Source organism: Acinetobacter sp. FY683, from assembly GCF_059515885.1.
In genome coordinates this window covers 179230-191930 of the sequence record NZ_JCAKNA010000002.1, presented here as the reverse complement: position 1 = coordinate 191930, position 12701 = coordinate 179230, and the positions used below count along the sequence as shown (strand labels likewise).

The following is a 12701-nucleotide window of genomic DNA, read 5'->3' as shown; positions in this document are numbered from 1 at the left end:
GGCTTTGTTGCACAAACCTAGCATGGAAGGCTTATTCAGCAATATAATTTCAAAATGAATAAACCTGCCCCTAAAATCTATCGTACAACCAATTGGTCATCCTATAATCGAGCCTTAATCAACCGGGGTAATATTTCCATTTGGTTTGATCCAAAGACCCAGTGGTATGCACAATCACAAGGCAAGCAAGGTCGAAATCAGACCTACTCCGATACAGCGATTCAATGCTGCTTAATGATCAAATCTCTATTTCGACTCTCTTTACGTATGGTCACAGGTTTTGTTCAAAGTCTGATTAAACTCTCTGGATTAGATTGGACAGCGCCGGATTACACTACGCTTTGCAGAAGACAAAAACATATTGATATTGCGATTAGCTATGAAAAAAGTAGTGATGGTCTGCATCTACTCGTAGACTCTACTGGTTTGAAGTTTCTAGGTGAAGGTGAATGGAAATGCAAGAAACATGGGGCTGAATATCGTCGTCAATGGCGTAAGCTGCATATTGCTATAGATGCTAAAACTCTTCAAATACGTGCTGTACAGCTCACTACAAATGATGTTGGTGATTCTCAAGTACTTGAAGATTTACTTTCTCAAATTCCCTTGGATGAGAAAATTGATTCTGTTTATACAGATGGTGCTTATGACACAAAGCATTGCCGACAAGTCATTTTAGATCGAGATGCACATGCGATCATTCCACCGAGGAAAAATGCAAAGCCTTGGAAAGATCAGCAAGCGAGGTCTATCGAGCGGAACGAGTTATTAAAGACAGTCAAACGTCTAGGTAGATCGCTTTGGAAAAAGTGGTCTGGTTATCACCGTCGGAGTTTGGTTGAAACGAAGATGCATTGCATCAAATTATTAGGCGATAAATTAACAGCAAGGAGTTTTCCTAGTCAGGTGAATGAGATCCACGCACGCATGGCAGTCTTGAATAAATTCACAGAATTAGGTCGTCCTCATACCCAAGTTGTCTCTTAAATTTGGCTCACCTAGGGGAGCTCAGCCTTTCAAGCCTTTATGCAACAAAGCCATCCAGATGTAGTTTACCCACCAAATAACAAATCATTTAATGATTTTAAAAAGGGTAATTCTTTTGCCTTTGAAGGCGAACCATTCTATATCAATCAAGATAATTTTGATCTTAAAGAGGGGTGGTTTAACCAAGATGGCCAAGTGCTTATAAATGATGCAACCGACCATAAAGAGCAAACTTATGCCAAACTTACTGGATTTACTGGCGATAAAAAAACTCCTGTTGATGCAACATTTGAATATTCAACAGATGGTGGCCTTACTTGGCAAAAGGCTATAGAGGTTAACGGACATATCGTTGTACCAATGGAGTATCTAGATTCAGTACGCGTTAATCTACCTGATATTTATGGTGATGGTTTATTTGCCATTAAAGTAGAAGCTTTAACCAGCGATACTGATGAAGATGATGGTTCTAAAGTTTATGCATTGAGTGGTACCGCATGGCTAACCAATATTGTGGTATTACCAACGGCTGGAGATGTAACTTTACAAGTGAATCAGCGTGTGGTGATGAATGAAGATTCGAGTAAAGAGTTATTCATTCGTACACAGTCTACCGATGCTAAAGAAAAATTTGAAATCAATATTCATGGATTACCAGAAGGTTCTAAAATTGCATTGGATGGTCATACCTTTGATACGACAGATCAAAGTACATGGCAACATGTGGATGCTAAGGGTAGTCAGTATGAGTTAGTTAAAGCTGATGATGGTAGCTTTACGCTAACATTAAAAGAGATGAGTGCCGGTGCGATTAAACCGATTTATACGCCGCCACTCAATAGCAATACCAATGGTGATAATACTGAGTTGAAAGTCACTGCGAATACGACGGATAAATCTAATGGCTTTATCTCAATTGGTAAAGAAAGTAGCTTACCAATTGATATTTCTGTGATTGGTGTGCCTGATACGCCTATTTTAGTTGTAAATGATAATCTGACTTGGGTGGAAAATAACCTAGATAAGCAAGGTGAAGAAAACAATACTAATACTGCTTCAAAAAACAATCTAGCTAATGTAATTGATTTAGATAATTTTATTGCAAAAATTGAGTCAGGTGAGCTTGCCGCTACGCCAAATGATGATTCAGAAACACTCAGTATCCGTATTACAGGATTGCCAGAAGGCTTTGAATTGGTTAATCAACAGGGCAAACCTGTAGTAACCCTATTGGGCGGTGAGGGTGAAAAACGTGTTTGGTTAATCAATAAAGAAGATTTGGCGAATATTAGTATTAAGCTTCCAGCCAACTATAGTGGTGAGCAAAGCTTTACTGTGCAACCCGTGGTGACAGAAAATGATGGTAGTTCAAAAATTTTCCCTAAAAAAGACGTTAGCTTTACAGTAAATCCATCTCCAGAAATCACGTTATCAGCATCTTCAGATGTGTGGGAAGATGAAATTGCGGGTGAACTAGGAAAGTTGAACTTATCTAGTGTGTATCAAAATGGCGATGAAACCAATGAAGAGATTACTGAGATCCGTATTAAGGCCGATCAATTAAGTAATCAAAACATTGTGCTATATAAAGATGCCGCAGGTACACAACCACTGACTGCAGATACAGATGGTTATATTTATCTCAATGCTGATGATGCTGTTTTTGTTCGTGGCCCTGCAAACTTTAGTGGTGAAAAAATTATTAATATTGAATATATTGCTAAAGACAGTTATATCAATGCTGAGGGTAAAACAGTCACTAAATACTCAGGTCAAAGTGATAGCCTAGATTGGTCTAAAGCCGATAAAATTCAGCACACATTAAACTTTAAACCAGTAACGGATGATGCTTTATTAGAAGTCAGTGCGATTGATGGACAAAAAGGTCAAACTGAATTTACAGCAGTCAAAAATGATCAAGAAGTTACGGTTTTATTGAATATTTCACTAAAGGTCGATGAATCATCTAAGCACGCTACAGATTCAGAAGGGTCGAATGAAAAAGACTATGACTTTAATCTAGAAGAAGGCGGTGAACATATTAATTATTATATGATTAATAATGTGCCTGACGGGGTGATGGTTAAAGGTGCCTACTATTTGGGTAATGGGAAATGGATGCTTGAAGCCAAGGGTAATTTTACTGGTGTATTAGAGCAAAACATTACTTTTAAAATGACCCAATATGCTAATGGTGATTTAAAAGATTGGCCAATTACGATTGATGTCTTTACCCAAGATAAAAATGCTGAAGAGAAGCAAACCAGCGTGAGTTGGAAGCTAAATACAAACTTTAGTGGTCAAGGTGCTAATGATGTTGTAGCACCAACAATAGATATTGATATTAAAGATTATATTGCGACTGAAGATGTGAAATTCAGTTTAGATCAGTTGGTTGATCTAAAATCATTCGACTTCGGTAGTAGTAATCAGTTGGATATGACAATTACTGTTCGTACTGAAAAGGGAGATGGCATTAGTTTAGAGGATATGCTTCCTAAGCAAGTGGTTGAAAATGGTAAAACGATTACGCTTTGGTATAAAACGATAACAGGTTTGACAGAAGCTGATTTAAAAGCAGAATTGGCTAAAGCCTTACAGGAAATTCAAGTCAATACTGGTGCCGACCAAAATGGTAATAAGCATAACCTAGGTAAAGCACCTGGTTTAGATATTAGTATTTCTTTGAGTGACTCTGTAACAGGTGCATCGGGTAGTGATATTGCTCATTCAGATGTAACGATTTTACCTGTAACAGATCCAGCGCAAATTAAAATCATCACCAGCGAAATACGTGAGGATAGTCATCAAAGTATTATTCCGATTGATATTACAGTTTCAAATGCTGCGGATAAGGATAGTGACTGGAAAATTATTGAAGGTAAAATGTACTTTACTGTATCGTCTGATCTTAATGGTACATTAATGTATAGCGACGGCAGTCCTGTTAGTAGCTTAACCGCGGCAGATCTAAAAGCATTAGGGATTGAGCTACCTTTAGATGATAACCAATTGGTTTATGTGGTTGAAGGTGTAGAACCAAATACGCAGATCCATTTAGATTATCAATTAGCAGATAATACGTATTGGTCTAAAGGTGACTTTGAGCTTAAAGCTTGGGTGCAAAATCAGGAAAACTCTTTAGATACAAGTCATTCAACAGAAGTAATTATCTCCGATGGTCAAGGTCAATTGGTGATTAAACCTGTGAATAACATTCCAGACGTTACTGTAAGTGCTCAAGGTAATGAGCATAATGGCAGTGGTCGCGTTCAGAATGGCAAAGTGATTCCTTCGAGTGGCAGTATTCAATTGAATTTCACTCAATTTGAAAATATGCCACACCAAACAGATGAAATTTTATATTCGGCGGTATTGGAAAATATTCCTGCTGGCTTTATTGTTTATTATGGCAATGATGCAGACTCTGCCAAAATGGCGACTAATGCGGGTGATGGTATTTGGGCATTACCAATTTCTGGTAATGAATTGCCAAAATACATTTCTATTAAACCACCAGCATATTGGAGTGGTACACTTCCAGACTTGAAGCTTTCGCTTACTACCGGTGAAAATACTCTAAAATCAATTACTTCAGAGTATGAGTTTGATTTTGTGGTTAAACCTATTGCTGATGGTGTTCAAAAGTTTGTACCGACCTATAGCTTTAATGAAAAAGGTTCAGATTTTGTTGTATTAAACTTAAATATTGGTATGCGTGATCCATCTGCAGTAGATAATAGTGACGTCGTAGATCAATATGTTGAAGTTGCTGATTTGATTTTAAAGGGCTTTACCGATCCATCAGCCGTATTTAGTGCGAATGGTACGCAAATTAATGCTGATCGTATTACGATGGTGAAAGATGAAAATGGGATGTATAAATATACCGTTACGGGTTTAACTCAAATGGAGTTGGATCGCTTAGAAATCTTCCACCAAAATACGGGTGGAAAATTAAAGATTGAAGCGGAAGCCTATACGTATGAAGCGATGCTTGTTGATGGGAAATTCGTTCCAGCAGATGGCACAATCAGTGAAAAAGTCAGTGCTAGCTTTGAATTTCAAGTCAGTGGTATTTCTTCAGCTTCTCCAGCTGCCCTTATGTCGCTGACAAGTGAAGCGGATAAATTGATCGATAGTGTGGATGTTACGACACTTGAAGATATTTTGGAAAAACCAAATCATCTGTTATGGGCAACCGAGGCACAAGATACCTTTGTGTGGGATATTGATGCTGCCGACGGTTCAAAGGATATTGTTAAAGATTTTAATCAATTAGAGCAAGATAAAATTGATGTGAGTCAGCTTCTTAATAATCTAGGTTGGGACTCAAGCCAATCTTTAAGCGATTACATTAGTCACAGCACACTCTCTGGAAAAGATACTCAATTAGAAATCAAGCATGATGATAAATCGGTCTCTATTGTGATTGAAAACAATACTTGGACTAATTTAGAAGACATGCTTAGTCAGGGCAGTTTAAAAACCGACATTTAATTATTCATTCTCTGAGGTTGCTTTTGGTGACCTTAGGGTACTCTTTTGCTTTAAAAAGCAAAAACAACCAAATTTTTTATGTTTATTGGGCTATTGCAACCAATAGTCATATACAGATGTATTGAAAGGTGAACTTTGTGAAACAGAACCTCCTAACGACTTCGTTATGTATTGCTATGTTAGCACTTACGAGTAAAACAGTATCAGCGGAAACAATTCAATCAGCAGCGAAATATGCAATTGAAAAAAATCCAGACATTCAAGCACAGTGGTATAGCTTTATAGAATCGACTTCTAATCAAAAAGTTGCAAAAGCTGGCTATTTACCGTCTGTAGATTTCAATGCGGCATATGGAACTAGTGATCGAGATTTTGATGATATTGGTTGGCGCAAACAAGGTCAGGCAGAAATTAGTTTAACTCAAGTGTTGTTTGATGGTTTTCGTATGCAAAGCAAAGTCAAACAAGGCGATTATGCAGCATTAAAAAGCTACTATGAATTGAATGATGGTATTGAACGTAAAGCTTTAGAAGCATCTCAAGCATATTTAGATGTTTTACGTTTTCGTGAGTTAGTAAAGCTTGCACAGGCAAATGTAGATAATCATCAACGCACATTCAATCAAATTCAACAACGAGCAAACCAAGGTGTTGGAAACCGTGCAGATTTAGCTCAAGTGACAGGTCGTTTATCTCTAGCTCAAACAAACTTAATGACTGAACAAGCAAACTTAGTTGATGTAGAAGCTCGTTATATGCGTTTAGTTGGGAAAGCACCAGAGAAGACCTTAGCACCAGTAGAATTAGATGCTTCTATTCCCTCTAACTTGCAAGGCACTTTGAGTGCTTCGTATGAAAATAATAAAACACTTTTAGCTGCTTTAAGTGAAACACAGTATACCCGTGCAGCAGCACAAGAAGCGAAGTCTGCTTTATATCCAACTGTTGCATTTGTTGCTAGAACAGGATTTTATCAAAACCGTAATAGTTTTAAAGAAGATATTGACCCACGTAACCATGGTCAAGATAGTAGTGTTGAGTTACGTTTGAATTATAACTTGTTTAATGGTGGAGCAGATAAAGCAGCTTATAAAGCAGCAGTTGCACGTGTAATGAAATCAGATGATTTAAAAAACAAGGCTTGTAATGATATCCGTCAATCTGTTTCGGTTTCATATAACAGTGTAAATAACTTATCGAATCAAATGACATGGTTACAACGTCATCGTGATGAATCTAATGCAGTTGTAAAAGCTTATGTAGATCAGTTTGATATTGGTCGTCGTAGCTTGCTTGATGTATTAGATGCAGAAAATGAGTCATTCCAATCTAATCGAACTTATTCAAGCGCTCAATACGACTTAATGAATGCTCAATTACAAGTTCTTTATCATGTCGGTCAATTATTACCAGTACTTGGCGTACAACGCGATAACTTACCTTCAATATCAGAAGTGAGTGATCGTGAGTTAAACGCCACTGCTTTATGTGCGGCTCAATCGTAAATCTTAAAAACAGGTTTTTCTTATTATTAAGGATTTACCGATTTTTTTCGGAATAAATAAAACCTAAACCCAAATACTGTAAAGAGCGTTAGTGAGGACATTAGACGCTCTTTATCTATCAATGGTGAACTTGTGTCCATTTCAATTATTTTTGATCCTTTAGCATCATGCCTTATTCGCATTGCTAAAGAATATGAAATCAATATTACACAGCAAGGTATTCTTTCAGGTTTGCCTTTACCTAGCGGCAAATTGATTCCACAGTACTTTTCTCGTGCAGCAGAGCGCGTAGGATTAAGCAGCAATACTGTTCAGCAACCACTGCAACAGATTAATACATTAATTTTACCAGCTATCATTTTATTGAAAGATCACTCAGCTTGCGTGTTATATCGATTAGATCAAACTACACAAACAGCCACCGTATATTTTCCAGAAATGGGAGACACTGTGACTGATATTTCACTTGATCAGTTACAAGAGAAGTATTTGGGTTCAGTTATCTATTTACAACAGCGCCAGTTCGTTGTGGATAATCAGGTTAAAGTTAAAAATACTGAACAACATTGGTTTTGGTATGTTTTACATCAGCATCGTAGTATTTATAAAGATGTATTATTAGCTGCATTATTTATCAATATTTTTGCATTATGTATGCCACTTTTTGTCATGAATGTTTATGACAGAGTTGTGCCAAATCATGCAACAGACACACTTTGGGTACTTGCCTTAGGAATATTCATTGTTATTTGTGCAGACTTTTGTTTAAAAATGCTGAGAAGCTATTTTGTCGATTTAGCCGCAAATAAAGCAGATACAAAGTTATCGGCTTTTATTATGGAAAAAGTGCTCGGTCGACGTATGGAACAAAATAATCAGTCTGTAGGTGCAATGGCGTCAAGTGTGCAGTCTTATGAATCAATTCGATCTTTTACGAGTTCAATGACGGTTGCATCATTAATTGATTTACCGTTTTTACTCTTATTTATGATTGTTATTTCGATTATATCTTGGGTGTTTTTAATTCCGCTGATATTCGCTGCGATTGCCATTTTAGCTTATGGGTTGTCGACTCATGTACGCTTAAGACAGTTATCTGAAGAGATGACAGAGGCATCACAACAACGTCAATCGTTCTTAATTGAAACACTAAGTTCACAAGAAACAGTTAAAAGCTTTAATGCAAGTACTCGCATGCAGACGATTTGGGAGCGTGCGACAGGTTTTGTGATTCATTATTCATCGCGCTTACGCTTTTTAGGTGGATCGGTTGGTTCATTTGCTGCATGGGTACAACAAACCACAGGTGTTGTTATTATTATTGTGGGTGTGTATTTAATTGTGGCTGGCGAGCTGACACAAGGTGCATTAATTGCATGTTATATGCTTGCTACACGTGCTTTAGCACCAGTTTCACAAATTGCAGGCTTATTGACACAGTATTATCAAGCATCAAGTTCATTGAAGCAACTCGATCAAATTGTAAATGCTGAGCAAGAACGTGACCAAATGAAAGGTTGGGTGAGTCATCCACATATTATTGGCAATATCGAGTTCAATAACGTCAGCTTAAAATATCCGAATGAGCAACGCTCGGCATTAAATAGTCTTTCTTTTTCAATTAAAGCAGGTGAAAAAGTTGCGATTTTAGGCAAAATTGGCTCAGGAAAAAGCACCATTGAAAAAATTCTTATGGCTTTATACAAGCCAACAGAAGGTGCTGTATTTATTGATCAAACTAATATTGGTCAAATTGACCCAAGTGAATTGCGTAGTCAAATTGGTTATATTCCGCAAGATATTCAACTACTTAATGGCACAGTGCTGTCGAATATTACTTTAGGTAATCCGCATATTAGCCGTGAAGCTTTAGAACGTAGCTTGTTGGTTTCTGGCTTAGGTCAGGTTTTAAAAGGTCATGAAGATGGCTTATCACTACAAGTAGGCGAAGGTGGTTCAAGACTTTCGGGTGGTCAACGTCAAGCAGTAGCCGTTGCTCGTGCTATCGCACAACAAGCCAATGTACTTATTTTTGATGAACCTACAAGTGCAATGGATGCAGGGCTAGAACAACATGTTATTCAACAGCTTAAACGACATATGAGTGATCAACATACATTGTTACTCGTCACACATAAGCCAAGTTTATTAACGTTAGTTGATCGTATCATTGTGCTTGAAGATGGAAAAATTATTGCAGATGGACCGAAAGATAATGTTTTAAAAAGCATTATGCCAAAACGTGTTGAAGTAGAGACTGCCTAATGACTGAGCAAAAAAACCCAACCAAACGTGAAAAACTTTTTAATAAAATTGAAAAAAATATTGAAAAGTCAGAGAAAATATTTGGTAATAAAATCTTCAGTCCTTGGGGTAAAAAGTATCAGGAACCTCAAGTAAATGATTGGGTTGGACAAAGTCATGCGGTTGAAAACTCGCAAAAACCCATGAAAGCACGTTGGATTTTATATACAGTTATTATTGTTTTTGTACTACTTTTCTTATGGAGTGCTTTTGCTCAGGTAGATGAAATTACTCGTGGTGAGGGTAAGGTTATTCCATCTATGCAGATGCAAGTTGTACAGTCTGTTGATGGTGGTGTAGTTGAAGAAGTGCTTGTGCATGAAGGTGATAAAGTTAAAAAAGGACAACTTTTAGTTCGTATTGACCCAACACGTTTCAGTTCAAATTTGAATGAAATGAATGCGAAAATTTTTGCACTTGAAACTAAAGTTAGACGCTTAACTGCTCAAGTCAATGGTAGTGGTTATGTGTCGAGTAGTGTACCTGCAGGTGTTGCTGCAGAAGAAGCAGCAACAATTTTGGCGCAAGAAAGTCAGTACTATAGTGAAAGTATGCGTGAGTTAAGTCAGCGTACTATGACCAATCAAGGCTCTGTTTCACAACGTCAACAAGAAACTCAATCTGCACAAGCTGCACTAGCTCAAGCTGAAAATGCTTATAGAATTGCGGTACGTGAATTGAATACAACTCGACCATTACTAAAAACAGGTGCTGTATCTGAAATGGATATTTTACGTTTAGAGCGTGATGTGTCTAATGCAGATGGTGAGAGAAAACAAGCTGCAGCAAATGTTCGAGCTTCTCGTGCATCTATTGGTGAGGCACAATCTAGAACATCTGAAGCTGCGGTAAGTTTAAAAAACCAATGGCGTAATGAACTTGCAGATGCACAAGCACAACTTGTAAGTTTAAAGGGCAGTGTGTCAGGTGTTGCTGATCGAGTTAAAACAACAGATATTCGCGCACCTGCAAACGGAATTGTGCAACGTATTCATTTCAACACTATTGGTGGTGTAGTGAAGCCTGGTGATCAAGTTGCCGAAATTGTTCCTGTTGATAGTCAATTAATTGTCGAAGCAAAAATATCACCTAAAGATATTGCATTTATTCGCCCAGGATTACCCGCTGTGATTAAGTTTAATGCTTATGATTTTTCCATTTATGGCGGTATGACAGCAACGGTGAAGCATATTAGCCCAGACACAATTACCGATGAAAAAGATAATACTTACTATTTAGTGCGTGCTGTTACAGATCAGCGCTCTATAGATAAGAATTTACCTGTAATTCCGGGTATGACTGTTCAGCTTGATATTATGACAGGTAAGAAAAGCATTTTATCTTATTTGATGAAACCAATTACTAAAGCAAAAAATAATGCTTTAACAGAGCGTTAGTTTTTATTTACTTTGGTGGAGAATGCTTAATTCGATTTTTGATTATTTTTAGAGAATATTGGTTTCATCATATTTGATAAAAATACTTAAATCTAAATAAGTATGAATTAAAAAATTAGAGGCATGAGCAAATAAATTAAGCTGATGTCTCTAATTTTATGATGTGTGTTCATTCAAATTTATGATTTTTGAGCACATTATATTTGATGTGGTTTAGGATTTATTTTGAAACGTATAACGATAGCGCTTTATTCATTTATCTTTTTTATTAGTTCATTTAGCGTAGAAGCAACGCAGTTAAATCCCAATATAAGCCGTTTGACTATTGGAAAAAATGCTCAGATAACAGAACATTCTAATACGATTTCTTTGTCTCAAATACAAAAGAATGAATGGACTTTGGATCATTTAAATCAAGCCAGCTTTAATCAAGAGTTAGCTAAAAATTCTTCACCAACTTATGCGAAAGCACAGGTACTCTTGGCAAGGCATCATGCCTCGACTGGTGGTGTAAATGGACAATTAGGTTTAAATACAATTAAAGCTATTTCTGCGTTTCAGATTATGAATGGTCTTCAAGGCAATGGTATCTTGAATGAGCAAACATGGATGAAATTAAACGAGAATGATCAACCTGCTTTTATTGAATATAAAATTACGGCATCAGATCTTTCTGGCCCATATATCGATAAAGTTCCATTAGATTATTTAGATCAATCTAAATTAAAAGCATTATCTTATGTTCGTGTGACTGAAATGCTTGCTGAACGCTTTCAGATGGATGAATTATTTTTACAGAAATTAAATCCGCATACACAGTTCAATCGGGTGGGCGATACGATAGTAGTTGCAAATATAACGACAAGTTTACCCAAAGGTATTGCTTATCTTGTTGCATATAAAAAAATTAAGCAGTTATATGCATTCGATAAACATAATAAAATGATAGCTTCATTTCCGGCAACAATTGGTAGTGAAGATAATCCATCGCCATCAGGTACGCATACGATTACCAATATAACAAAAAATCCATATTACAGTTATAGTCCCCAAAATTTCATACAGGGTAAAAACCTGAAACCATTAACCTTAGCACCGGGTCCAAATAACCCAGTTGGAAGCGTTTGGATAGGACTGTCGAAACCAACTTTTGGTATTCATGGGACTCCAAGTCCATCATTAATATCTAAATCTGCTTCTCATGGTTGTGTTCGTCTGACAAATTGGGATGCTTTAGCACTCTCAAATAGTGTAGTCAAAGGCACACAGGTTAGATTTATCGACTAATCATTTGGGCGCTTTTAATTCGTTATATCCATGAGTATTTAAAGCGCTTAATTTCTTTTGCCAAATTGTTGCACCCAATATGTACGCCCCGTATTGACATTTGTGACACAAGCTAAAGCATAGTCCGAGTAACTGCTTGTCATAATATTGCTGCAGTGTGAAGGGCTTAGTGTCATCCAATCATTTAAAACTTGATTCACTGTTTTTTGACCACTTGCTAAGTTCTCACCACCCGTGCTGCCTTGATATCCGACTTTTGCCAAACGTTCTTTTAAGCGTAAACCAGAGATATTTGTGTGGCTTAAGAGTTTACGGTTTGATAAATCCTGTGCTTGTTGGTAGGAGCTTTTTTCTAGTGTGTTATTCCATGTTAATGCATTTGTTGCAGCATGGTATTGTGTACCACACTGTCTAGGTTGCTTACGTATTTCATTAATTGCCTGTATTAAAGCTGTTTTGAATTTAGTGAGATGTACCTGTTGGCAATTTGGATTGGTTGTGTTGATAAATACAAGTGGCTTTGTATCTGTTGGAATCTTTGCTTGTCTAGGCTCGATAGTCGTATTTATATCGGCACTTTTTTTAATAGAAATATTGATATATTGAGTGTCTGCACTGAAAGTTTGAGAGCATATTCCACTGAGCAAAAAGGCATAAATGAAGTGTCTCATATATTATTTTTCCTTATTATTTATATGGCTTTAAATTAAAATTTAGTTAA

At 36.8% G+C, this 12701-nt stretch carries 7 protein-coding genes; 6 read left to right on the top strand and 1 reads right to left on the bottom strand.

Translation table 11 applies throughout. From position 1 onward, the window contains the following. Positions 1-54 precede the first annotated feature (54 nt). The 6 genes from AC5YDH_RS01925 (at position 55) to AC5YDH_RS01900 (ending at position 11980) form a co-directional block, all read left to right on the top strand. Entirely contained in the window at positions 55-987 is a 933-nt protein-coding gene (locus AC5YDH_RS01925) for an IS5 family transposase (RefSeq protein ID WP_496116183.1), read from the top strand. 39 nt (positions 988-1026) lie between these two features. Beyond that, entirely contained in the window at positions 1027-5487 is a 4461-nt protein-coding gene (locus AC5YDH_RS01920) for a type I secretion C-terminal target domain-containing protein (RefSeq protein ID WP_496116594.1), read from the top strand. A 137-nt stretch (positions 5488-5624) separates the two neighbouring features. Next, on the top strand, positions 5625-6992 hold the full coding sequence (locus AC5YDH_RS01915) for a TolC family outer membrane protein (RefSeq protein ID WP_496116593.1): 1368 nt from the start codon (positions 5625-5627) through the stop codon (positions 6990-6992). Between the two features lie 132 nt (positions 6993-7124). Continuing rightward, positions 7125-9257, top strand: a complete 2133-nt coding sequence (locus AC5YDH_RS01910; RefSeq protein ID WP_496116592.1) for a type I secretion system permease/ATPase — start codon at positions 7125-7127, stop codon at positions 9255-9257. Then, positions 9257-10693 carry an HlyD family type I secretion periplasmic adaptor subunit gene (locus AC5YDH_RS01905; RefSeq protein ID WP_496116591.1) on the top strand — a complete coding sequence of 479 codons (1437 nt, stop codon included), beginning with the start codon at positions 9257-9259 and terminating at the stop codon, positions 10691-10693. Before AC5YDH_RS01910 ends, AC5YDH_RS01905 begins: the two co-directional genes overlap by 1 nt. A gap of 225 nt (positions 10694-10918) precedes the next feature. After that, entirely contained in the window at positions 10919-11980 is a 1062-nt protein-coding gene (locus AC5YDH_RS01900; protein WP_496116590.1) for a L,D-transpeptidase family protein, read from the top strand. A 47-nt stretch (positions 11981-12027) separates the two neighbouring features. On the opposite strand, the gene AC5YDH_RS01895 is transcribed toward AC5YDH_RS01900, so the two are convergent. Further along, complete coding sequence (locus AC5YDH_RS01895) at positions 12028-12651, bottom strand: CAP domain-containing protein (RefSeq protein ID WP_496116589.1); 624 nt, start codon at positions 12649-12651, stop codon at positions 12028-12030. Positions 12652-12701: the final 50 nt, after the last annotated feature.